This is a genomic window from Xenorhabdus siamensis (assembly GCF_037996745.1).
GTDB classification, from domain to species: Bacteria; Pseudomonadota; Gammaproteobacteria; order Enterobacterales; family Enterobacteriaceae; genus Xenorhabdus; species Xenorhabdus indica.
Window position 1 is genome coordinate 122,924 of the sequence record NZ_JBBMXE010000004.1, and the last position, 25,222, is coordinate 148,145.

Annotated in this window: 20 protein-coding genes; 14 read left to right on the forward strand and 6 right to left on the reverse strand. The window is 41.3% G+C overall.

What is annotated here, in order from left to right; translation table 11 throughout:
* The first annotated feature begins 518 nt into the window (after positions 1-518).
* Both mdtJ and mdtI read left to right on the forward strand, forming a co-directional pair.
* On the forward strand, positions 519-875 hold the full coding sequence (mdtJ, locus tag AAC852_RS03740) for a multidrug/spermidine efflux SMR transporter subunit MdtJ (protein ID WP_340619874.1): 357 nt from the start codon (positions 519-521) through the stop codon (positions 873-875).
* A 1-nt stretch (position 876) separates the two neighbouring features.
* Positions 877-1,209, forward strand: coding sequence for a multidrug/spermidine efflux SMR transporter subunit MdtI (gene mdtI / locus AAC852_RS03745; RefSeq protein ID WP_047682140.1), 333 nt, complete (start codon positions 877-879; stop codon positions 1,207-1,209).
* A 75-nt stretch (positions 1,210-1,284) separates the two neighbouring features.
* On the opposite strand, the gene AAC852_RS03750 is transcribed toward mdtI, so the two are convergent.
* Entirely contained in the window at positions 1,285-1,629 is a 345-nt protein-coding gene (locus AAC852_RS03750; protein WP_340619875.1) for a RidA family protein, read from the reverse strand.
* Positions 1,630-1,730: 101 nt separating this feature from the next.
* On the opposite strand from AAC852_RS03750, the gene AAC852_RS03755 reads away from it, so the two are divergent.
* The 8 genes from AAC852_RS03755 to rluB all read left to right on the forward strand — a co-directional run bounded on the left by AAC852_RS03755 (position 1,731) and on the right by rluB (position 12,015).
* A complete protein-coding gene (locus AAC852_RS03755) occupies positions 1,731-3,647 on the forward strand; it encodes a DNA repair helicase YoaA (protein ID WP_340619876.1) in 1,917 nt (638 codons plus the stop codon).
* A 63-nt stretch (positions 3,648-3,710) separates the two neighbouring features.
* Positions 3,711-4,406: a tRNA (adenosine(37)-N6)-threonylcarbamoyltransferase complex dimerization subunit type 1 TsaB gene (tsaB, locus tag AAC852_RS03760; protein ID WP_340619878.1), complete on the forward strand. Its 696-nt coding sequence runs from the start codon at positions 3,711-3,713 to the stop codon at positions 4,404-4,406.
* A gap of 158 nt (positions 4,407-4,564) precedes the next feature.
* Complete coding sequence (locus AAC852_RS03765; protein ID WP_340619879.1) at positions 4,565-5,140, forward strand: Slp family lipoprotein; 576 nt, start codon at positions 4,565-4,567, stop codon at positions 5,138-5,140.
* 907 nt (positions 5,141-6,047) lie between these two features.
* Entirely contained in the window at positions 6,048-7,733 is a 1,686-nt protein-coding gene (fadD, locus tag AAC852_RS03770) for a long-chain-fatty-acid--CoA ligase FadD (RefSeq protein WP_340619880.1), read from the forward strand.
* Positions 7,734-7,850: 117 nt separating this feature from the next.
* Positions 7,851-8,981 (forward strand): ribonuclease D, encoded by a 1,131-nt coding sequence (gene rnd / locus AAC852_RS03775; protein WP_340619881.1) that lies wholly within the window; start codon positions 7,851-7,853, stop codon positions 8,979-8,981.
* A 506-nt stretch (positions 8,982-9,487) separates the two neighbouring features.
* Positions 9,488-10,360, forward strand: coding sequence for an RNase RNM (rnm, locus tag AAC852_RS03780; protein WP_340619882.1), 873 nt, complete (start codon positions 9,488-9,490; stop codon positions 10,358-10,360).
* 50 nt (positions 10,361-10,410) lie between these two features.
* Positions 10,411-11,031 (forward strand): L-threonylcarbamoyladenylate synthase, encoded by a 621-nt coding sequence (locus AAC852_RS03785; RefSeq protein ID WP_340619883.1) that lies wholly within the window; start codon positions 10,411-10,413, stop codon positions 11,029-11,031.
* 60 nt (positions 11,032-11,091) lie between these two features.
* Positions 11,092-12,015 carry a 23S rRNA pseudouridine(2605) synthase RluB gene (rluB, locus tag AAC852_RS03790; RefSeq protein WP_340619884.1) on the forward strand — a complete coding sequence of 308 codons (924 nt, stop codon included), beginning with the start codon at positions 11,092-11,094 and terminating at the stop codon, positions 12,013-12,015.
* A 191-nt stretch (positions 12,016-12,206) separates the two neighbouring features.
* On the opposite strand, the gene cobO is transcribed toward rluB, so the two are convergent.
* Positions 12,207-12,803, reverse strand: a complete 597-nt coding sequence (gene cobO, locus AAC852_RS03795; RefSeq protein ID WP_340619885.1) for a cob(I)yrinic acid a,c-diamide adenosyltransferase — start codon at positions 12,801-12,803, stop codon at positions 12,207-12,209.
* A complete protein-coding gene (locus tag AAC852_RS03800; protein ID WP_340619886.1) occupies positions 12,803-13,567 on the reverse strand; it encodes a YciK family oxidoreductase in 765 nt (254 codons plus the stop codon). Before AAC852_RS03800 ends, cobO begins: the two co-directional genes overlap by 1 nt.
* 311 nt (positions 13,568-13,878) lie before the next feature.
* Here AAC852_RS03800 and sohB point away from each other — a divergent pair, with 311 nt between their 5' ends.
* The 3 genes from sohB to cysB all read left to right on the forward strand — a co-directional run bounded on the left by sohB (position 13,879) and on the right by cysB (position 19,319).
* On the forward strand, positions 13,879-14,925 hold the full coding sequence (sohB, locus tag AAC852_RS03805) for a protease SohB (RefSeq protein WP_340619887.1): 1,047 nt from the start codon (positions 13,879-13,881) through the stop codon (positions 14,923-14,925).
* A gap of 480 nt (positions 14,926-15,405) precedes the next feature.
* Complete coding sequence (topA, locus tag AAC852_RS03810) at positions 15,406-18,003, forward strand: type I DNA topoisomerase (protein WP_340619888.1); 2,598 nt, start codon at positions 15,406-15,408, stop codon at positions 18,001-18,003.
* A 341-nt stretch (positions 18,004-18,344) separates the two neighbouring features.
* Positions 18,345-19,319 (forward strand): HTH-type transcriptional regulator CysB, encoded by a 975-nt coding sequence (cysB, locus tag AAC852_RS03815; RefSeq protein ID WP_047678146.1) that lies wholly within the window; start codon positions 18,345-18,347, stop codon positions 19,317-19,319.
* Between the two features lie 677 nt (positions 19,320-19,996).
* On the opposite strand, the gene AAC852_RS03820 is transcribed toward cysB, so the two are convergent.
* Both AAC852_RS03820 and AAC852_RS03825 read right to left on the reverse strand, forming a co-directional pair.
* Positions 19,997-20,614 (reverse strand): FMN-binding negative transcriptional regulator, encoded by a 618-nt coding sequence (locus tag AAC852_RS03820; RefSeq protein ID WP_340619889.1) that lies wholly within the window; start codon positions 20,612-20,614, stop codon positions 19,997-19,999.
* A gap of 94 nt (positions 20,615-20,708) precedes the next feature.
* Positions 20,709-21,524, reverse strand: coding sequence for a hypothetical protein (locus tag AAC852_RS03825; RefSeq protein ID WP_340619890.1), 816 nt, complete (start codon positions 21,522-21,524; stop codon positions 20,709-20,711).
* 236 nt (positions 21,525-21,760) lie between these two features.
* On the opposite strand from AAC852_RS03825, the gene acnA reads away from it, so the two are divergent.
* Complete coding sequence (acnA, locus tag AAC852_RS03830) at positions 21,761-24,451, forward strand: aconitate hydratase AcnA (protein ID WP_340619891.1); 2,691 nt, start codon at positions 21,761-21,763, stop codon at positions 24,449-24,451.
* A 134-nt stretch (positions 24,452-24,585) separates the two neighbouring features.
* Here the strand turns inward: acnA and ribA are convergent, their stop codons facing one another.
* On the reverse strand, positions 24,586-25,182 hold the full coding sequence (gene ribA / locus AAC852_RS03835) for a GTP cyclohydrolase II (RefSeq protein ID WP_340619892.1): 597 nt from the start codon (positions 25,180-25,182) through the stop codon (positions 24,586-24,588).
* Between the last annotated feature and the right edge of the window lie 40 nt (positions 25,183-25,222).

The following is a 25,222-nucleotide window of genomic DNA, read 5'->3' on the forward strand; positions in this document are numbered from 1 at the left end:
AGTTTTGTGCTATAGATCATATCTTGCCTCGCAAACTGTTTCAGCCAACTGAAACGGGTTAGCTGTTAGCTTAAAAAAACTTGCCTGCCAATTGCGTTTATTGTTTGAATATGTTAGATATATAGGACAACTAATTACACCAACATTATGAGGGTTCGTAGTATATCACACAGTGATTATCGTGTGATGAAAGAATAAAATATCATGAATAACGCCAAAAGCGTCAAAATTCAACGTAGCACTAAAATCCAAAGTAATACTCACGTCTTATTTCTCTCTGCAATCTTATCCAGTGAACACTATTGGTGCGGCGCACTTTAGGGTGTTTCTCCTGCTATCCGGTTTCCTCCGGAAAATTCTAATTTCTGACTATATATCAGTTAACTATTAGTCAATTAATTTCTTGCCAAGACATCAAACTATCAAGCGCTGTTTGATATCGCGTTCTTAGATGATTTTATTGGCATTAATGGTTTGATGTCTTGGCATACTTATATAAGGTATGTTCAGGAGAAAAAATGATTTATTGGATATTTCTTGCATTGGCGATTGTGACAGAAGTCATTGGTACGTTGTCCATGAAGCAAGCCAGTGTTTCGGGTGGTTTTACCGGTATGATCGTGATGTACACCATGATCACAACGTCTTATATTCTATTGGCAATTGCGGTTAAAAAGGTCGCTTTAGGTGTGGCTTATGCCTTATGGGAAGGGATCGGTATTCTTTTCATTACGGCCTTTAGTGTAATGTGGTTCGACGAATCACTCTCCCCCATGAAAGTGGGAGGATTATCGCTATTGATAGTCGGAATAGCACTGATTAAAGCCGGGGCTAAAAAGGCACCAAAACCACAAATGAAAGAAAAGGAGGCATAATATGTCGGCACATTTTGAATGGTGGCATGCTGCTTTCTTAATCTTGGCTGTTTTTCTGGAAATTGTGGCAAATATTTTATTGAAACTTTCCAATGGCTTTCAACGCTTCTGGATTGGGGTTTTATCGCTGGTGGCAGTTTTAGGCGCATTTAGTGCATTGGCACAAGCAGTAAAAGGTATTGAACTTTCCATCGCGTATGCACTTTGGGGAGCATTCGGAATTATTGCCACAGTTGCAGCAGGCTGGATCATGTTTAATCAACGTCTGAATTTTAAAGGTTGGGGAGGAATTGTATTACTGTTGATCGGTATGATTATGATCAAAATGGCATAAATTCAATCCATCAAATCTACAAAATGGCATTGAATAAGCAGATCTTTTTCAATGCCATGAATCAAATATGGCGGCTTAAAGGGCTGCGATGATTTTGATTTCCACTTTGTATTTTGGATTCATTAGTTCAGCCTGAACAGTACAGCGTACAGGGGCACTTCCTGCAACAACCCAGGCATCCCAGGCTGCATTCATGCCATTAAAATCGGCTTTATCTGCCAGAAAAATCGTCGCATCAATGATTTTACTCTTATCAGAACCCAGCCGCTGCAACATCATATCAATTGCAGCGAGTGTGTCGGCAGTTTGCTCAATAATATCTCCATCCAGATTTTCTGGCACACTGGTATAATAAATGGTGTCATTGTGGATAACAGCTTCTGACCAGCGGGTATCCGGATCTATGCGTTCGATAGTCATTAAATCTCCTGTTAATTTATACAGTTTTAATGCTGAATTGGCTGGTTATTGCTATTCAGTCTTGGCATAATTCTGCCTTATTTTATTGAAAGAGACGATTTGTGTCAGACGATTTTGCGAAAAATGGCGTACTTGCTAAAGCCATACAAGGCTTCAAACCCCGTGATGCCCAGCGGAAAATGTCTTCTGCCATTACAGCAGCAATTCAAAAGCAACAGCAATTAGTGGTAGAAGCGGGTACTGGAACGGGAAAAACTTTTGCTTATCTGGTGCCTGCATTGCGTTCGGGCAAGAAAGTGATTATTTCCACAGGCTCCAAGGCATTACAGGATCAGCTCTATAATCGTGATTTACCCACTATCGTTGATGCGTTGAAATTTTCTGGTCGTTCGGCGTTATTAAAAGGACGTTCGAATTACTTATGTCTTGAGCGTCTTGAACAACAGTCAATTGGTGGATCTCAGCTTGAGCCTGAAATGCTATCAGAAGTGATTAAGCTGAAAAGCTGGTCATCTCAAACTGAAGATGGAGATACCAGCAGTTGTCATCAGATTGCCGAAGACAGCGCTGTCTGGGCGTTGGTAACAAGTACTAACGACAATTGTCTTGGCCGGGATTGTCCGAGTTATCAGGCGTGTTTCGTTCTGAAAGCCCGCCGCAGAGCGATGGAGGCAGATATTGTTATCGTCAACCACCATCTGTTTATGGCGGATGTGGTCGTCAAAGATACCGGGTTTGGTGAGTTAATTCCACGGGCAGAAGTGATGATTTTTGATGAAGCTCATCAAGTCCCTGATATTGCCAGTCAATACTTTGGTCAGCAACTGAGTAGTCGCCAATTGCTGGACTTATCACGGGATATCATTATAGCTTACCGTACTGAAGTCAGGGATCAGGCCCAATTACAAAAAAGTGCGGATCGCCTAAGTCAAAGTACGCAGGATTTTCGTTTATCACTTGGAGAAAATAGTTATCGGGGTAATTTCCGTGAAGCGTTGCAACAACAGAATATAAAGCGTGCATTGGTGCGATTGGATGATGCACTGGAGCTCTGTTATGACGTAATGAAACTCTCTTTGGGACGTTCAACGATGCTGGATGCCGCCTTTGAACGGGCAACAATCTACCGTAATCGTTTCAAAAGGCTGGTTAATGTTGATGAACCCAATTATAGTTATTGGTTTGAAAGCTATGGCCGGCATTTTTTATTAGCATTAACGCCTTTGTCTGTATCCGACAAATTCAATGAAATGATCCGTGAACAATCTGGTTGTTGGGTTTTCACATCGGCAACGTTATCAGTTAATGAGCAGCTTGAACACTTTATCTCACGTTTGGGACTAGAACAGGCTCAGACATTACTCCTGCCCAGTCCGTTTGATTATCAACGCCAAATGTTATTATGCGTTCCTCGCTATTTGCCACCACCTAATCAGCATGGCGGAGCAAAATTGTTGGCTCGTATGTTAAAGCCGTTAATCGAAAGCAATAAAGGACGTTGTTTTTTCCTGTGCACTTCCCACCAAATGATGCGTTGCCTGGCAGAAGAATTTCGGGCAAACATGACCTTACCAGTATTAGTACAAGGTGAAACCAGTAAGGGGCAATTATTATCTCAGTTTCTTGCTGCGGGTAATGCTTTGCTCGTGGCAACCGGCAGTTTCTGGGAGGGGGTAGATGTGCGGGGTGATGCTTTATCTTGTGTCATTATCGATAAATTACCCTTTACAGCACCGGATGATCCACTCCTTAAAGCGCGGATTGAAGATTGTCAACTTAAGGGCGGTGATGCTTTTAATGAAATTCAGATCCCTGATGCAGTACTCAGCCTGAAGCAGGGTGTTGGTCGTTTGATCCGTGATATTGATGATTATGGTGTGGTGATCATTTGCGATAACCGATTGGTAATGCGCCCGTATGGTGAAGTTTTTCTCAACAGTCTGCCTTTATCTCCCCGTACACGAGATTTGTCGAAAGCCGTGGCATTTCTTAAGTCCCGCCAATCAGAGTCAGAGTAAAATCTTTGGGGGTGTGATAGTATAACCCCTTATCTCGAATTCTATTCTTGCCGGAGTTAAGGCATGTCCATACGGATTTTAGCTATTGATACAGCAACTGAAGCTTGTTCTGTTGCACTTTGGAATGATGGCCGCATTGAGGCACAGTTTGAAATTTCTCCACGGGAACACACTCAACGTATTCTGCCTATGGTAGAGGCAATATTGTCCAAGAACGATATAAAATTACAACAACTGGATGCTCTGGCATTTGGTCAGGGGCCGGGGAGTTTTACTGGTGTACGCATTGGTGTCGGGATTGCTCAGGGCCTGGCATTAGGAGCTGACTTACCAATGATCGGTATTTCTTCTCTGAAAACGATGGCTCAGGGGGCATTTCGTCTGAAAAATGCAACAAATGTTTTGGTTGCTATTGACGCTCGTATGGGAGAAGTTTACTGGGCACAATATACCCGTAATGAACAAGGCGAATGGTTGGGGAATGAAACAGAGGCAATTTTGAAGCCTGAGCAGGTGCAGTTCATTATGAACTCTTTAACAGGAGAGTGGGCAATAGCAGGAACGGGCTGGGAGGCTCATCCACAATTATTGGATAGTCACTTAACCCTGGTATCAAGTGGCATAACCTTACCTCATGCAGAAGATATGCTGCCGTTGGCGGTTCAGATGTGGGAGGCGGAGGAAACGATAGCCGTTGAGTTGGCAGAACCTGTTTATTTGCGTAATGAGGTAACGTGGAAAAAATTACCAGGTCGTTAACTTTTTCAAATAATACATTTTTAAGTAATTTGAGAAAGACGATATTGTGAAAGTTACAAAAGTTAATGCAACTTGTGGTAAAAAATGATGTCCATGAAATATTGATGTCCATAAGATGAAGATATAAAACAGGCTGATTGTCTGTATTGGAGGGGTTTATGCTCAATGGAACACACTACCGATTAATACTGCGATTAATTGCATTTATAGGAGCAGTGATTCTTACAGGTTGTGTATCAGTTCCTGACTCAATAAAAGGAACGACTAAAAATCCTGTAGAAAACTTACTTGATGTCAAAAAAATGCCGGATTCATACATAGGGCATGAAGGACGATTTGGTGGGAAAGTATTGAGCGTCTTAAATGAGAAGGGACGCACACGATTGGAAATCTCTACACTGCCATTGGCAAGTGATGCATCTCCACGTATTGATAACCCTTCTCTTGGGCGGCTTTATGCTTACGTGAATTCTTTTTTAGAACCGAGTGATTTTCAGGATCATTATGTTACAGTTGTGGGATTGATTACGGGGCTGGAAAAAGGAAAAGTCGGGGATAGCCCGTATGACTATGTTTTGATGAATGTTAATGGGTTTAAACTTTGGAATGAGGTTCAGCGTATTTCTTTGGCTCCCTCCACAGGTAATATCTGGGGTTATTATGGTAACCCCTATTTTATGGGTTGGGGTGGAAATACTCCAATTTTGCCATCTCATATGAAAGATTTTGACTGAATAATATCTTAAATTGAGTCATTGAAGAAAAAATGGTCTCGTGCCTGAAAGTGGCATGAGACCATTTTTGTAATATACTTAAAGAGTAACTTATTCTCGCTGGAGAGCGAATACTAAGGAAAGATATATTGTAAATAATAATATGGTAAAAATCATGAAAATATCAATTAGCTGAAGGAATGATGTAATATGAAATAAATCAAAGAACATCATAATTTTTTCTAGTATAACCAGAAACTTATCAATGTAAGGTAAATAAAACTGAATAAATTTTTAATAAAGCAAGTTTAATGAAAATAGTCGATAATTTGAAATAAAATCTGGTGTGATTTTTGCGTATTGAATAATCTCCAAATTAATATAATTTACCAATAATTAATATAATTCACCAATTGAATTAAGTTACATGGCTCATAACACCTGTCTCTTGTAATAAAAGTTGTCATATTTTAATTGATTAGATAATGCTCTTCTTTGTAACTCGGTGTAATCATTTTTGATCATGAAAACATGATATCAATTTGTCGTATTGTGCAAATATTCTTCGTAGTATGTAAATACCCCTTAATAGTTATCATTCATTGGATTATTTTTATTATAACTATTTGGAATAATGAAATGAGTTTTAGTCAAAAATGGCTAAATCAGTGTATAATTAAAGGGTTAGACATCTAAATATTAATTTTATTAGTAACTCATTGATAAATAATAAAAATATATGGCGGCATGGGCTGCCTTATTTTTTAGCAGCGACAAAGAAGTATTAAATTAGTGATGTGCATCGCCAACCTGAACAATGTTCCTTTTCAAACTGGTAAGCTGAGTTAATAATTTGTTAAATATACAAGTCTGGTTTTTGTTTCATGGTCAATGGTTGCACAGCAATTAGATTTCAGGAGTATTCAACTTGGAAAAAGTCTGGCTAAAACATTATCCGGCAGATGTTCCGGCAGAAATCGATCCCGATCGTTATTCATCATTGGTTGAAATGTTTGAAAATGCCGTGGCACGCTATGCCGATCAGGTCGCATTTATTAATATGGGCGAAGTAGTCACTTTTCGTAAACTGGAAGAACGTAGCCGCGCGTTTGCTGCTTACTTGCAGAATGGATTGGGATTGAAAAAAGGGGATCGTGTGGCCTTAATGATGCCAAACTTGCTTCAATATCCCATCGCTCTTTTTGGTGTCTTACGTGCCGGAATGGTGGTTGTTAATGTTAACCCTCTATATACCCCGCGTGAATTGGAACATCAGCTCACTGATAGTGGTACATCCGCTATAGTTCTTGTCTCTAATTTTGCACATACCTTAGAAAAGATAGTTTTCAATACTCCGGTTAAGCATGTCATTTTGACACGCATGGGAGACCAATTATCTCGTCCAAAAGGGACTCTTGTAGATTTCGTCGTAAAATATATTAAGCGGCTGGTTCCGAAGTATCATTTACCGGATGCCATTTCATTTCGCAGCGTCATCCACAAGGGTTATCGCATGCAGTATGTTAAGCCGGATTTAACCAACGAAGATTTGGCATTTCTGCAATATACTGGTGGTACAACAGGCGTGGCAAAAGGTGCCATGTTGACCCACCGCAATATGCTGGCGAACCTTGAACAGATAAAAGCGAATTTTGCCCCTTTATTACGCCCCAGACAGGAGTTAGTCGTTACGGCATTACCGCTGTACCATATCTTTGCACTTACGATAAATTGTCTGTTATTTATTGAGCTAGGCGGACAAAACTTGCTGATTACCAATCCACGAGATGTGAATGGAACGATCAAAGAGTTATCACGCTATAAATTTACAGCATTATCTGGTGTTAACACGCTATTTAATGCATGGCTCAATAATCCTGAATTCCAAAAAATAGACTTTTCTGCATTACGTATGGCTGTGGGTGGTGGTATGGCTGTGCAGAGTGCCGTCGCTGATAAATGGGAAAAGCTGACAGGTTGCCATCTGCTTGAAGGTTATGGCCTGACTGAATGTGCACCTGTGGTTGCAAGTAATCCTTATAATTTGATTCACTATAGTGGCAGTATTGGTTTCCCTATTCCTTCGACGGAAATTAAGCTGGTGGATGATGAAGGGAATGAAGTCTTTCAGGGAGAGTCGGGGGAGATGTGGGTGCGTGGGCCACAGGTGATGAAAGGTTACTGGAATCGTCTTGATGCAACAGATGAGGTGTTAAAAGACGGCTGGCTGGCAACAGGGGATATTGCCAATATTGATGAAAAAGGTTTTTTACATATTGTTGATCGGAAAAAAGATATGATCCTGGTTTCAGGTTTTAATGTCTATCCGAATGAAGTGGAAGATATTGTTTCTTCCCATCCTAAAGTGTTAGAGTCGGCAGCAATAGGTGTTCCAAGTGAAAACTCAGGTGAATCTGTCAAGGTATTCGTAGTGCGTAAGGATCCCAGTTTGACTGAGGATGAACTTAAGACATATTGCCGTCGTTATCTGACCGGATATAAAGTACCAAAAATTGTCGAATTCCGCGATGAGTTGCCGAAGTCGAATGTTGGTAAGATCCTTCGTAAAGAATTGCGCGACGAAGAATTAAGAAAAGCAAGCAACGCAAAGTGAATAGCTTGAAGAGTGATTTTTAAAAGGTAAATATTTTAAATTGCCTGTCACATCAACAACGCCGGTTCTTGCCGGCGTTGTTGTGCATATACTATGAATGGCTAAGAGAATGATGTTTTGAATTATCAGTTGATTACCTCCGATGCTCAGTTGCAGTCCATCTGTAATCGGGCAAAACAACATGCAAGAATTGCACTGGACACAGAATTTGTACGCACAAGGACGTATTATCCCCACTTAGGTTTAATACAACTGTTTGATGGTGAACAACTTTCTCTGATTGATCCCCTTGGTATTTCTCAATGGCAACCTTTGCGAGAATTATTGACTGATCCGGATGTATTAAAATTTATTCATGCTGGCAGTGAAGACTTAGAGGCTTTCTGGAATAGTTTCCAATGTATGCCTGCACCTATTATTGATACTCAGGTATTGGCAGCGTTTATTGGTCATCCATTATCGTGTGGGTTTGCAACACTGGTTGCAGAATATCTGAATGTGGAATTGGATAAAAGTGAATCCCGTACTGATTGGTTGGCTCGTCCGTTGAGTAAAAAACAGTGTGAATATGCGGCAGCAGATGTTTACTACTTATTACCGCTGGCTGATATTTTGATGGCGAAAACAGAACAGCTAGGATATTTGGGGGCGGCAAAAGATGAAAGTGCTCTGATTGCCCAACGTCGTAAAGAAGTATTAATGCCAGAATATGCTTACAAAGATATCAGTAACGCATGGCAATTGCGTCCAAGACAGTTGGCTTGCTTAAAAAAATTGGCTGCATGGCGTTTGAATCAGGCTCGTGAACGGGATTTGGCTGTAAATTTTGTTATTCGTGAAGAAAATTTATGGCAGGTCGCCCGTTATATGCCGACTTCACTAGGAGAGCTGGATGCCTTAGGTTTAAGCGGGCAAGAAATCCGTTGTCATGGGCGTCGGTTACTGGCTATGGTCGCAGAAAGCAGAGATCTTCCAGAAGAAAAATGTCCGGCTCAAATGATGAATTTGGTAGATTATCCGGGTTATCGCAAAGCGTTTAAAGAAATTAAGTCATTGATTGCTCAGGTGAGTGAATCTCATTCTTTTAATGCTGAATTGTTAGCTTCTCGTCGGCAAATTAATCAACTGCTCTGTTGGCACTGGAAATTGAAATCAACGGAGCAGCAACCTGAATTAATTAGGGGCTGGCGTGGTAAATGGCTGGCTGAGCCTATTGCTGGAATATTGGAAAATTATTCAGCGTCATAGCTTATGAGAGATATATCTTTTAAGAGGTAAAGGCGCTAATCCCCTGCCTGATAAACAGGCAGGGGAAGTAAACTTATTACTGTACTATTTTTATTGGGCTGTTATTTCCGCAACAATGTCGTTTTCATCTTCACTGATAGTAAATAATATGAAAAAGAGAAGACAATAAGCAGGGTAATAAGAGAAAAATTGGATAGGAAGATTTTGGTAGGATGTTTAATGTATTTAAATCGGGATGAGACGACATCCCGATTTTTTGTATATAGAAAACCCCCAGCTAGGCGTAATACCGCTCGCTTAAGCAAATCGAGCGGTATTACGGCTATGCCGGGGGATACTTTTTACTTCCATACAGGGATAGGTAAAATCAAGTTTAATCAGCAAATTCACCTCCTTAATCCCACCCTCTGTGTTATTATCCCCGCTTCGTACTTGATATCACTTGGTAGGAATCATTAGATAGATGGTGCTCTTGTTTCCCACCCAACAAAACAGGTAAAAAAACAATGGCTGAAGCCGCCAGTGAAATGACAAAACGCTATGATCTGCATAGCCATACGACTGCTTCAGATGGCGTTTTATCACCTGAACAGCTCGTGGACAGAGCGATTTCCATGGGTATTGATGTATTGGCAATCACTGATCATGATACGACGGAAGGTATTTCACCTGCCTTAAACTACATCCAGCAAAATAATTTGTCATTGATGTTAATATCCGGCGTTGAAATTTCGACGTTATGGCAAAATCTGGAAATTCATATTGTTGGTTTAGGCATTGATATCAACTCTGTTTCCTTAAGAAAATTTCTGGTTAATCAGGTTGGTTTAAGGAAACAGCGTGGTATTGAAATCGGGCGTCGGTTAGCTAAAGCGGGTATTCCCGATGCCTGGAATGGCGCATCCCGATTAGCCAATGGCGGGCAGGTCACTCGCGGGCATTTTGCCCGTTATCTGATTGAGGCAGGAGTTGAACCGACGATCCAAAGAGTTTTCAAAAAATATCTGGCAAAGGGAAAAATCGGTTATGTTCCGCCTCAATGGCATTCAATCGAGCGGGCTATTGAAATTATTCACCAGGCAGGAGGACAGGCTGTCATTGCTCATCCCGGCAGATATGGTTTGTCAATGAAATGGTTAAAACGCTTAATAGCCTGGTTTCAACAACATGGCGGTGATGCAATGGAAGTTGCACAATGTCAGCAAGCACCTAATGAAAGACAACAACTTGGTCAACTGGCGAGAGAATATGGACTGAAAGTATCATTAGGATCGGATTTTCACCAACCTTGTTCATGGATAGAACTCGGTCGTAATTTGTGGTTACCCGGTGATGTTGTACCGATATGGCACGACTGGTCACAGCTTGGGGCTGCATAGAACTTAAAGCTGCTAGAACTTAAAGCTGCATAGAAGTAGAGGTTATCATTATGAGCCAGTTTTTTTATATCCACCCTGATAATCCACAAGCCCGTCTTATTGAGCAAAGTGTAGAGGTGCTGAAAAAGGGTGGAGTTATTATTTATCCTACTGATTCAGGCTATGCCATTGGTTGCTGCCTTGAAAATAAGGATGCCATGACCCGTATATGCCGTATCCGCCAATTGGATGGACGGCACAACTTTACATTGATGTGTCGTGATCTGTCAGAGATCTCAACGTATGCCCATGTGGACAATCAGGCGTTCCGGTTAATCAAGAATAATACTCCCGGTAATTACACCTTTATTTTACAAGCAACAAAAGAAGTCCCTCGTCGTTTAATGAACGAGAAACGTAAAACTATCGGTTTGCGCGTCCCGTCCAATCCTATTGCTCTGGCGTTATTGGAAGCAATGCGTGAGCCTTTGATGTCATGCAGCCTGATTTTACCGGGCAATGACTTTGCCGAGTCTGATCCGGAAGAGATAAAAGATACTTTGAGTAAACAAGTTGATTTAATCATTCACGGTGGCTATCTTGGACAGCAACCGACAACGGTAGTGGATTTAACCGGGGATTCACCAGTGGTTCTTCGTGAAGGCGAAGGTGATGTGACACCTTTTTTATAAGATGAAGTTCCCATTTTTTTATCATACGACGCCTGTGAAGGCGACAGCAGAGGTTGCTCAATGAGCGATAAAACAGAAAAGTTACAAAAAATTCTTGCGCGTGCTGGTCATGGTTCACGCCGTGAAATTGAAGGATATATTCAACAGGGGCGCATTAGTGTTGACGGTAAGATCGCAACGTTGGGTGATCGAATCGAAGTTAAACCTTCCACCAAAATCCGCTTTGACGGGCGGATCTTAAATATCAAAGAGCCGCAAAAAACAGTTTGTCGTGTCTTGGCTTATTATAAACCAGAAGGTGAATTGTGCACCCGACATGATCCTGAAGGGCGTCCGACGGTGTTTGGCCGCCTGCCGAAAATGCAGGGAGCTCGCTGGATTGCTGTAGGACGTCTGGATATCAATACCTGTGGCCTGTTGTTGTTTACGACAGATGGTGAACTGGCAAACCGCCTGATGCATCCGAGCCGTGAAGTTGAACGTGAATATGCTGTTCGCGTTTTTGGCGAAGTGGACGACGCTAAATTGCGTCAGTTGAAACAAGGCGTACAACTGGAAGATGGCCCGGCTTCATTCAAAACCATCTCGTTTAAAGGTGGAGAAGGTATTAACCAATGGTATAACGTCACATTGACAGAAGGACGCAACCGTGAAGTCAGACGCTTGTGGGAAGCAGTTGGAGTGCAGGTCAGCCGTCTGATCCGTGTCCGTTACGGTGATATTAACCTGCCGAAAGGTTTACCGCGTGGCGGTTGGACTGAATTAGGACTGGAGCAGACTAACTATTTACGTGAGTTGGTTGGTCTAAATGAAGAAACCGTATCTAAAGTTGCGGTTGAGCGTGAACAGCGTCGTATCAAAGCCAATCAGATCCGTCGTGCGGTAAGGCGGCATGTGCAGGTGACTTCCCGCCCAGCCGGAAAACGCCCAACAAGCAGCTCTCGCCAAAATACGGGAAGAAAAATGACGCTTAAAGACCGTTAATTTTCTCAGGCCGCTATTTCAGTTGAATAATGCAGTTGAGTTAACGCTATATTGGGTAAACATTTTTTCTCTGAACATTATTTACTGGATATTATTTACTGGACAATGTTTATTGAATATTGAGTAACTGATCTTTGAAATAGCGGCTTTCATTAGTTTATTTTTTAATCAATGTATTGCTAATCAATACATTACCAATCAATGCCTTTTTGCGCTTTAATACCGCTCTCAAATGCATGTTTGATCGGTCGCATCTCTGTCACTGTATCCGCAAATTCACGCAGCTCACGATGACAACCCCGCCCGGTAATAATAACAGACTGATTGGCGGGGCGCTGTTTAAGGGCTGTGAGAACATCGGTAAGTTCCAGATAACCGTAGTTGACCATATACGTCAGTTCATCAAGCACAACAAGCTGGATTGAAGGATCAGATAACAGCGTCAGGGCATGTTGCCACACAATCTGGCAAGCCGCGATGTCAGCGTCACGATTTTGTGTTTCCCATGTAAACCCGGTTCCCATAACATGAAATTCAACACCGTGCTGCGTCAATAGATTCTTTTCTCCGTTTTCCCATGTTCCTTTGATGAATTGGATCACGCCAGCACGTTGCCCATGACCAATGGCGCGGGTAACAGTGCCAAATGCAGCAGTTGTTTTCCCTTTGCCATTTCCGGTGAAGATCATGACAATACCTCGTTCTTGTTGCGCTGCTTCAATGCGGGCATCAACTTTCTCTTTCAGACGTCGTTGTCTCTTTTGGTACTGGCTGTTATCTCTTGTCATTATTTGGCTGGCCCTGCCTTACGGCCCGGTTGAGCATCAAAACTAATGCCTGAATCATGCAAACTGTCCTCTCCCATCAGGTAAAGATATGTTGGCATAATATCGGCTGGTGTCTTTAACTTCGCCACATTTTCATCAGGAAATGCACTGGCACGCATAGCGGTTCGCGTTCCACCTGGATTAATACAGTTGACCCGCAGAGGTGTATCCTGATATTCCTCTGCCAGAACCTGCATTAAACCTTCTGTAGCAAATTTGGAAACAGAATAAGCGCCCCAGCCACTTCTTCCTTCACGCCCGACACTAGAACTGGTAAATACCAAAGAACTATTGGGGGAATTCAGTAACAATGGGATCAAAACCTGAGTCAGCATGAAAGTGGCATTCACATTCACTTGCATAACATCATGCCAAAGTTGAACGGGTTGGTCTGTGATGGGAGCGACAACACCCAACAAACCAGCGTTATGCAGCACGCCATCCAGACGGGGATAACGTTGTGCCAGTTCATCGGCAAAAGTCTGGTACTCTTCAGCAGTCACAGTTAAAAGATCCATTGTATAAACGGCAGCAGGTAAACCGCCTTCATATTCGATCTGCTGTTTAACGGCTTCCAGTTTTGCAGTTGTGCGCCCAAGCAAAATAAGCTGTGCGCCGTAGCGGGCATAAGTTAATGCCGCTTCACGACCAATACCATCACCAGCACCAGTAACTAAAATGATTTTTTGTTGCAGCAGGTCATTATTGGGTTGGTAATCTAACATCTGACTATTTTCCATAAACTGTTTTAAATCTGAAGGTGCATAAACAATTTATTATCAGAACAAAACTTAATGCTTTCGTCAAATTGACAAAAGAATGTATGCCTTTTATCTGTATGTGCTTTTATGAGCGATGCTAATGAATGGTTTTGATGGAATAACTTTGATAGAACGGAATAGTTTTAATGAAAAATAGTTTTGATGAAAAATAGATTTGATGAAATCGAGAAAAGTAAACTGTTAGAGCGCTATCTCAGGTTTTTAGTTAAAATGAAGCGTATTGTTCATCATAAATAATGAAGAAAGGTGGATCTGTGGAGTATTTTTCTCTATACGGACTGTTCTTGGCCAAAGTAGTGACTATAGTCTTGGCAGTCGTCATTTTGGCAGTATTTTGTATTGGAGTCAGTGTGCGTAAGACGATGCAAAAAGGAGAATTACGGCTGACCAATCTTGGTGAGTCATATAAGGAAAAGCAGCGTCAGATGCAGCAGGCTCGAATGAGTGAAGCAGAACAAAAAATCTGGCAAAAGGAATTGAAAAAACAGCAGAAAGATGAGGCTAAACAGAAAAAGGCTGCGGCTAAAGCTGGTCAGAAAGGCTCACTGAAACCTAGCTTTTATGTTGTTGATTTCAAGGGTAGTATGGATGCGCATGAGGTGGATTCTCTGCGTGAAGAGATTAGTGCTATCCTGGCTGTGGCTGACAGCAAAGATGAAGTTCTACTGCGTTTGGAAAGCCCTGGAGGAACGGTTCATGGTTATGGGCTTGCCGCATCTCAGTTAGCTCGCCTGAAACAAAAAGGTATACGTCTGACGATCGCGGTAGATAAGGTCGCAGCAAGTGGTGGCTATATGATGGCTTGTGTGGCTGATCGCATTATTGCCGCACCTTTTGCTATCATCGGCTCAATTGGCGTAGTGGCACAACTGCCAAATATCCATCGATTGCTCAAGAAAAATGATATTGACATCGAACTTCATACTGCCGGAGAGTACAAGCGCACTCTGACTCTATTAGGCGAAAATACAGAGCAAGGACGGCAGAAGTTTCAAGAAGATCTGAATGAAACTCATAAGTTATTTAAATCATTTATTCATCAACATCGTCCTGCTTTGGATGTAGAAAAAGTGGCAACTGGTGAATATTGGTATGGTACACAGGCAAAAGAGTATAGCCTGATTGATGAAATCGGTGTCAGCGATGATTTTCTGATTGCACAAATTGAACACTATGAAGTTATTGGTGTCAATTACTCTCGTCGTAAGCGTGTAGTTGAGCGCTTTATGGGAAGTGCGATGGAGAATGTTGATAAATTGTTTATGCGCTGGTGGCAAAGAGGCCAAAAACCGCTGCTTTGACAGTGAATTGACAGTAAAAAACTAAAACAGTAAAAACGCGCAGTAAGCGCCAGCAGATATGGCGGATAATATGATGGCTTATGCTTCTATTATCCGCATTATTTTTCATAAAATCAGTGCAAGGCTTTTTTGTACCACACTTACTTAGCCAGGATTGTTTCAGTTTGCATCTATTGTGCTTCTCAAAAAATAAGTTGTTGCGCATCGTTTTTTATCAGGTAGAGTGTGGGCTTTTCGTCATGCAGATGGAAGATTTTGTTTACAACGGTGAAACCATACAATGGTATGATATGCGTTTGTGTATAAAATATCCCATATATTTCAAGGGGTTTAGCGGTAAAATTAAAGCCAAAGATAAAAATTAGTTGATATCTTGCGAATCTATCGCAATATAAAAAGAGATCTATTTTATATACCGCAACGCAATATAACTCCGTAATTTTCGCCATCTGAAAAGAAGATAATTAGGTAAAGGTAACTATGGGTAAAGCTCTTGTTATAGTGGAGTCCCCGGCAAAAGCCAAAACAATCAATAAATATCTGGGGAATGACTACGTTGTGAAATCCAGTGTAGGCCATATCCGTGATTTGCCGACCAGTGGTTCGGCAAGTCAAAAGAGTTCGAACTCATCTACCGATAAGAATAAAAAGAAAACCAAAAAAGATGAGAAAACAGCACTGATTAGCCGAATGGGCGTCGATCCCTATCATGGTTGGGTAGCGAATTATCAAATTTTGCCCGGCAAAGAGAAAGTGGTGGCAGAGCTGAAAACGCTGGCTGAAAAAGCAGCGCATATCTATCTTGCAACGGACCTTGACCGCGAAGGAGAAGCTATTGCATGGCACTTGCGGGAAGTGATCGGTGGGGATGACTCGCGTTTTAGTCGCGTTGTATTTAATGAGATTACAAAGAATGCGATCACGCAGGCTTTCGATAAACCGGGTGAGTTGAACCTTGATCGTGTTAACGCACAACAGGCACGTCGTTTTATGGATCGTGTAGTTGGTTACATGGTTTCACCGCTACTATGGAAAAAAGTTGCCAGAGGGTTGTCTGCCGGGCGGGTTCAATCCGTAGCGGTCCGGCTTGTTGTTGAACGGGAACGTGAAATTAAAGTGTTTGTTCCTGAAGAATACTGGCAGATATATGCGGATTTAATGGCTAAAGGAGACGTTGAGCTCCATATGGAAGTTACCCATAAAGAGGGGAAACCATTCAAGCCAGTTAATGCAGAGCAGGCACAAGCTGCGGTATCTCTGCTTGAAAAAGCCAGATATAAAGTCATCGCTCGCGAAGACCGCCCAACCTCAAGTAAGCCGAGTGCGCCATTTATTACTTCTACCTTGCAGCAGGCTGCCAGCACCAGACTTGGTTTTGGTGTTAAGAAAACCATGACGATGGCGCAAAAATTATATGAAGCAGGTCATATTACTTATATGCGTACTGACTCAACTAATCTAAGTCAGGATGCTTTGGGTATGGCTCGCGGTTACATTCGTGACAACTTTGGTGACAAATACCTGCCGAAAGAGGCTAATGTCTATAGCAGCAAAGAGAATTCGCAAGAAGCTCATGAAGCTATCCGGCCTTCCAATGTTGATGTCATGGCTGAAGAACTAAAAGACATGGAAGCTGATGCCCAGAAATTGTATCAGCTTATCTGGCGTCAGTTTATTGCCTGTCAGATGACACCTGCGAAATACGATTCGACTACACTGACCGTTCAGGCCGGTGATTTCGAATTGCGGGCTAAAGGTCGCACTTTGCGTTTTGACGGCTGGACAAAAGTCATGCCAGCTTTACGTAAAGGGGACGATGATCGTACTTTGCCTGTTGTGGAAGCAGGCACTGATCTTGATTTACAAAAGTTGCTGCCCAGTCAACACTTCACTAAACCACCCGCGCGTTTCAGTGAGGCTTCTCTGGTCAAAGAGTTAGAAAAACGTGGTATTGGCCGCCCATCAACTTATGCATCAATTATTTCCACTATCCAGGATCGTGGTTATGTGCGGGTTGAAAACCGTCGCTTCTATGCGGAAAAAATGGGTGAAATTGTCAATGATCGTTTGGAAGAGAATTTCAACGAATTGATGAGCTATGATTTTACAGCAAGAATGGAAGATCAGCTTGACCACGTTGCGAATGATCAAGCGGATTGGAAAGGGGTGCTGGACGAGTTTTTCATTAATTTCAGTCTGCAATTAGACGTTGCCAACAAAGACCCAGAAGAGGGCGGAATGCGCCCGAATCCAATGGTTATCACCTCTATTGAGTGTCCGACCTGTAGCCGTCCAATGGGTATTCGCACGGCCACTACAGGCGTATTTCTTGGCTGTTCAGGTTACGCACTGCCACCAAAAGAGCGTTGCAAACAAACCATTAACTTGATCCCGGAAAATGAAATACTGAACATTCTTGAAGGGGATGATGCGGAAACTAATGCGCTACGTGCCCGTCGTCGCTGTAGCAAATGTGGCACGGCGATGGATAGCTATCTAATTGATATTCAGCGTAAATTACATGTTTGTGGTAATAACCCTGCGTGTGATGGCTATGAAGTAGAAAACGGAGAATTCCGTATCAAAGGTTATGATGGGCCTATTGTCGAATGTGATAAATGTGGCTCAGAAATGCACCTGAAAATGGGTCGTTTCGGTAAATATATGGGATGTACAAACGAAGAGTGTAAAAATACCCGTAAGATCCTTCGTAACGGGGAAGTTGCACCACCGAAAGAAGATCCCGTTTCTTTACCTGAATTGCCATGTGAAAAATCTGATGCCTATTTTGTCCTGCGTGACGGTGCCGCTGGTGTGTTTTTAGCTGCCAGTACATTCCCGAAATCACGTGAGACACGTGCACCTTTGGTTGAAGAGCTTGTGCGATTTAAAGAGCGTCTGCCGGAGAAACTGCGTTATCTGGCGGAAGCGCCTGTGACAGATCCTGAAGGCAATAAGACTGTTGTACGTTTTAGCCGTAAGACGAAACAACAATATGTTTCTTCAGAGAAGAATGGTAAAGTGACCGGATGGACAGCATTTTTTGTTGATGGTGCTTGGGTAATTAAAGAAAAATAATGATTATGCTATTGGATTTTCAGTCAGTCCATTGAAATATAATCAGATAGATATTTCTTTTTTTACTTAAAGCATAATTTTTATTTCTGAAAAGCCAGTTTTTGGGACTGGCTTTTTTTGTTTTTATCTAGAATAAAAGCATAATATTTCAGCAACATGTGCTCAATAATCGTTATTGACCCTAATTATTTGTTATATATATATACAGCAAGTGTTATAGTAGTTATATGCCTATAAGAATATATTCTATATGGTTATAAGTGAATAACTATTAGCAATATAGAGCTGATTTAAACTACAAAAACATTCGTACATAATGACTACTTAGGGACAGTGCTGATATGAAATTACAGCAATTACGTTACATTGTAGAAGTGGTTAACCACAACCTGAATGTATCTTCTACGGCGGAAGGATTGTATACCTCTCAACCAGGGATCAGCAAACAGGTAAGGATGCTTGAAGATGAGCTGGGTATCCAAATATTTGCGCGTAGTGGAAAACATTTGACACACGTTACGCCCGCTGGTGAAGAGATTGTCCGTATTTCCCGTGAAGTCCTGTCAAAAATTGACTCGATTCGCTCCGTCGCCAGTGAGCATACCTATCCGGATCGTGGTTCTCTGTATATTGCCACCACACATACACAAGCAAGGTATGCTTTACCTCCCATTATTAAAGGTTTTATTAAACGTTATCCTAATGTATCTCTTCATATGCATCAGGGTTCTCCAACCCAAATTGCAGAAGAAGTCTGTAAAGGCAATAGTGATTTTGCAATAGCAACGGAAGCGCTTCACCTTTATAGTGATCTTATCATGCTGCCTTGTTATCACTGGAATCGTTCTGTGGTAGTCACCAAAGATCATCCATTGGCAGAAAGGCAAAATGTAACTATTGAGGAGCTGGCAGAGTATCCAATTGTGACATATACCTTTGGTTTTACGGGGCGTTCCGAGTTGGATGTTGCTTTTGACCGTGCTGGCATTAAACCTAAAATCGTATTTACTGCGACAGATGCGGATGTTATTAAGACATATGTTCGTTTAGGATTGGGAGTCGGGGTTATTGCCAGTATGGCAGTAGAACCCATTCAGGATAGTGACTTGGTACGAATTGATATGCGTGATAAGTTCAGCTATAGCACAACTAAAATTGGTTTTCGTCGCAGCAGCTTCCTACGTAGTTACATGTATGACTTTATCTGGCGTTTTGCTCCACATTTAACCCGTGATGTTGTGGATAGGGCTATTGCATTGCGGTCTAATGAAGAAATTGAAGAAATGTTTAAGGATATTGAACTACCAATTGTATAAAAAAGTAAAAAGAGCTAATAAGAACCGAGGAAAATAGCAAGAGTTATTTTCCTCGGTTTTTGTCGTTCGTGATTCGTGAATAGTGTCTTTATTTTCTCGCGGACGAGGAAGAGGGCTGTGATTGTGAGAAAAGAAAAATGTTGTATGAAGATTTAAATTTTTCTAATGCTTCATGTTTATCAGAGCAATATGATAGATGAGGTACAATAGAAAACATGTATGTACTTAGATTTATATTGTAGGTATGACCACTCCACAAGATATACCTTCCAGGAATATCTTGTGTGAACCCCATACTTGCCAATAGGCTATGTATCATGTCATCTGATATTTGTGGTTCTTTGGGGATACGTAATTGACTGAAATCATTATATATTATACGTAATGATGTTATTCCATCGGAGCTTCTTGTATATTCCTTAATAAGTCGGTTCTTACGTAACTGCTCGAAATATTTGGCCAAATAAATCATATATCTCTCCACAAAAATTAAAGACAATTACTATGATAAATAGTTATCCAACTATTATCACCAAATAACAAGCAAATTATGCTAATGTATACTTGTTGTTTAGTGTCATCTGACATGTTTTTCTCATTCTGAAATATTATTATGGAGAGATATTTTCTAATAGGTAATAATAATTTAATTTATTCAAAATGATACGAAAAGTGGTTTATGACTCTCCTGTGCCGATACAACGTACTTTCATATAATTAGCGAGTTTTTTGTTATCTTCTGTTTTACTTGCTTGCAAGGCAGTAAAAACACCTTTTTGATCGCCTTGATTTTTATGCTGTCCTAATTTCTCTTTAGCGTGTATTTCATTAATGATGATTTTGAATCCGATAATAGCCTGTTGTTGTTTACTAAGGTACTCTTCTGGCATTAATTCGGTATTTTTCATCAACCCAGGCTCATATTTGTTGACTAATTCTTCTAAAGCCAATTTGGTTTCTTCATAGTTTAAAAATTTTGTGACGCCGTAACAATGAACTGCCGTGTAATTCCAGGTTGGAACGGCATGAATGGATTCATACCACGTAGGAGATATATAAGCGTGTGGGCCAGTAAAAACAACTAAAACGTTCTGATTTTCCAACTCTTTCCAATGCGGGTTAGCTTTAGCAATATGGCCGTATAAAGCACCATTTTCTCCTTCATGAGGATTAAATACAAATGGAAGATGTGTTCCGGTTAAAGAGGGAGAAACTAATAACCCAAAACTATAAGTAGAAATAAATTTAGTGATATCTTCTTGATTTTTCATCTTCATTTTATCAGGTGTATACATGCTTGTGGCTCCGATATAGATTTGTTCAAGCGGCTTAAGAATAGCTGTGAAAAATTGGTACAGTAATTGCGTGGTTTATGTATTCAAGCTGAATTTAAAATTCTCCATTAAAAAAGTTATCTGATCTTTCTATTGATGACTGTTTATTTTTAAGGATAAATCGTTCAAAGGCTGTTTTAATTTCAGGATCTTCTAATGCTTGATAATCAAATAATGATACGCAGGAAGAATAGATAAATTCAACATTAATAGTTTCATTAGAAGCACAATTTGATGTGATCTCTGAATTATTTCTATCAAAATCCAGTTTATAGAGTTTCATTTTGGGAATATACATCACTTGCTCTTCATTCCCAACAGCTTCAATAACACTTGCTAATGTGAGAGTGGAATAATGGTCGCTATTTTTTTTCAATCCAAGTCTGATCGCATCTCCTTGTTTTTGCAGGAATTGAGAGAAGCTTTTCATACTTGGGGATTGTGTATTCACAACAATATCCATAATGAGTTGTAGTAAATTTGTTGCAATAGAGAAGCCTTTCATAACATGTTGGTATGTCTGTTCTTCAATATTTCGGATACTCACTAATGGTAGTTTGCCCATAACTTCACTCCAAAATTGCACATCTGTTCTGTATTGCCGTCCACGAGTGTTGGAATATTTGATGATATAATCAGTAGCAATAGAAGAAAGTGCTATCTGGATTTTCTTTATTTCATCCAGTTTCTTCATAACAGCATATTTATCAATGAGTTGTGAAGTAATGACAAACTGAATAAGGCCATCAGTATCACTGAATCGATGATCAGACAAGGTGAAATGGTCTTCAATATCATAAAAGAAAAATTGCTCGGCCTGTTTGATCTGATCTAAATATTCTTCACGTTTTGTGATAGTTTCTTTATTCATAATTTACCTCTAATCATTAATAAGTAGTAATTATTTGTAGAAAATATTCAGGGCACTGAATATCGGTTCCGCTCATCAATAAAACACATCCATTTTGTGGCTGTCATGACTAAAATTTATCAATAAATGAGGATTTACAGAGTGTTAGTGAAATTTGTGATAGCTGGACAACAATTATTCCCGAATATGTTATGTTTAATGGTGTAACTGATCATAAATATAAGAATGGAGGAGTTATGTCGTTTAAGTTGAAAACGGACTGTGCCTCAACACTTTCCATTAATAGTAAATCCCTTAGCAGTAAAACCTACCATTATTACAGTCTGTCTTTGTTATCCGAGCAATTAGGTGAAATATCCCGTCTTCCGAAATCGCTGAAAGTCCTACTCGAAAACCTCCTGCGTAACATTGATGGTGATTCTGTTGTTGAAGATGATCTAAAAGCACTGGTGGCATGGCAACGAAGCGGCCATGCAGAGCGGGAGATTGCCTATCGTCCGGCTCGTGTATTGATGCAGGATTTTACCGGAGTACCTGCTGTAGTCGATCTTGCAGCTATGAGAGAAGCTGTTTTACGGCTTGGTGGAAATGTTGAACAAGTGAATCCTTTATCTCCCGTTGATCTGGTGATTGACCATTCCGTTATGGTGGATAAATTTGGCACTGAACAGGCATTTACAGAGAATGTTAAGATTGAAATGGAACGTAACTATGAACGCTATTTATTTTTGCGTTGGGGGCAGAAAGCGTTCAATCGTTTCCGTGTTGTGCCGCCCGGAACGGGGATCTGTCATCAGGTTAATCTTGAGTATTTGGGTAAGGCAGTTTGGTATGAAAATCATAACGGAAAAGATTTTGTCTATCCCGATACATTGGTTGGCACAGATTCTCATACTACGATGATTAACGGGCTTGGTGTGCTCGGTTGGGGTGTTGGCGGAATTGAAGCCGAAGCTGCGATGTTAGGGCAACCTATTTCCATGTTGATACCTGACGTGGTTGGTTTCAGATTGACAGGTAAGTTAGGTGAAGGGATCACTGCGACGGATCTGGTTCTGACTGTAACACAAATGCTACGTAAGCATGGTGTGGTCGGTAAGTTTGTAGAATTCTATGGCGATGGTCTGGCTGATTTACCATTGGCTGATAGAGCAACTATCGCCAATATGTCGCCGGAATATGGGGCGACTTGTGGTTTCTTCCCTGTTGATGAAATTACGTTAGATTACATGCGATTAACCGGGCGCAGTGAAGATGAAATTGCATTGGTTGAAACCTATTGCAAACAGCAGGGGTTATGGCGCAATGCAGGTGATGAACCTGTCTTCACCAGTAGTCTGGAGTTAGATATGTCTACGGTGGAAGCAAGCCTGGCCGGGCCAAAACGACCTCAGGATAGGGTTGCATTGAGCGATGTTCCAAAGGCTTTCCAATCCGCTATGGATCTGGATATACAGAAAAAACAAGGGGATCAGGCAACTGTACCTGTGACTTTTGATAACCATACTTTTTCATTACAAGAAGGTGCTGTTGTTATTGCGGCCATCACGTCTTGTACAAACACCTCGAATCCCAGTGTCTTGATGACCGCAGGTTTACTTGCCAAGAAAGCAGTTGAAAAAGGTTTACAACGGCAACCGTGGGTTAAAACTTCATTGGCGCCGGGATCAAAAGTCGTAACAGAATACCTGAAACTGGCAGGGTTTATGCCTTATCTTGAAAAGCTAGGTTTTAATCTCGTGGGATATGGCTGTACCACCTGTATTGGTAACTCTGGGCCATTGCCAGATCCAATTGAGGCGGCGATTAAACAGGCTGATCTGACCGTTGGTGCGGTACTTTCCGGTAACCGGAACTTTGAAGGGCGCATTCATCCTTTGGTCAAAACCAACTGGTTGGCTTCTCCACCACTTGTCGTTGCTTATGCCCTTTCTGGCAGCATGAAGAAGGATCTGACCAGAGAACCAATAGGGCAAGACCGACAGGGCCATGATGTTTATCTGAAAGATATTTGGCCGAATAGCAGAGAAGTGGCTGAGGCAGTCGAAAAAGTCAGAACAGAGCTGTTCCATAAAGAATATAATGCTGTTTTTGACGGTGATGAAGATTGGCAGGCATTAGAGGTTGAAAGTTCAGCCACTTATTCCTGGCAGCAAGATTCAACTTATATTCGTCTTCCGCCTTTCTTCAATAATATGACACCGGAACCTGAGCCGATGACTGATATCCATCAGGCTAATATTCTGGCAATTTTGGAGGATTCGGTAACCACGGATCATATTTCTCCGGCAGGAAATATCAAAGCTGATAGTCCGGCCGGAAGATATTTACAGGAACATGGTGTGGCTCCGAAAGATTTCAACTCTTACGGCTCAAGGCGTGGAAATCATGAAGTTATGATGCGTGGAACTTTTGCTAATATTCGCATCCGCAATGAAATGGTGCCCGGTATTGAAGGTGGATATACACGCCATATTCCATCACAAACTCAGATGGCCATTTATGATGCAGCCATGCGTTATCAGGAAGAAAAGAAAGCGCTGGCTGTTATTGCTGGTAAAGAGTATGGCTCTGGCTCCAGCCGTGACTGGGCGGCAAAAGGAACCCGGCTATTGGGAGTAAGGGTAGTCATTGCGGAATCGTTTGAACGCATTCACCGTTCTAACCTGATTGGTATGGGGGTATTACCATTAGAATTTCCGCAGGGTGTCAGTCGCAAAACACTTAAGCTGACGGGAGATGAGCGTATTGATATCACCGGACTAAGTGACATCAAACCCGGACAGGTTATTGTGGTAAAAATCACTTATGCCAGTGGGGAGGAAATACGGATTAATACCCGTTGTCGTATTGATACCAACACTGAACTGGCATATTTCTACAATGGTGGCATATTGCATTATGTGATCCGTAATATGTTGAAATAGAAAACATTAAATAGCGAAAACAATATCCAATGATATAGCAATAAAAGCCACAGAGCTCAAATCTACAGAAATAAAAACTGCGCCCACACCGACGCAGTTTTTATTCACCGTTTTTATTTCTTTCAGAAAGGACATTAACTGGATTTGGACAATAAATGTCCCATTAAACGAGCTTTTGTATCCAAGTAATAAGCGTTATTGGGGTTACGCCCGACAACCAGTGGCACTCGTTCGACAATGTTAATGCCTGCTCTTAACATAATCTCAATTTTTTGCGGATTGTTTGTCAGAAGACGAATAGCACGAACATCCAGTAACTTATACATGTCTGAACACAGAGTGAAATCCCGCTCATCAGCGGCAAAACCTAACTGATGGTTGGCTTCAACAGTATCAACGCCTTGATCTTGTAATGCATAGGCGCGAATTTTATTCAGCAGGCCAATATTACGACCTTCCTGACGGTGATACAGCAGAACACCCCGACCTTCCTTGCTGATTTGTGACAGAGCAGCCTCTAACTGAAAACCACAGTCGCATCTTAAGCTAAATAAAGCATCTCCTGTCAGGCATTCTGAATGGATGCGGGATAAAACGGGATCATCACCTGAAATGTCACCATACACGAGAGCAACATGGTCACGGCCTGTTTCTATTTCTTCAAATCCAATCATCATAAATTCGCCCCAGGGAGTGGGCAACTTAGCTTCAGCTACTCGTTTTAGCTGCATTTTTGTATTCATATGTTGATTTAGCTCGTTATATACCCGT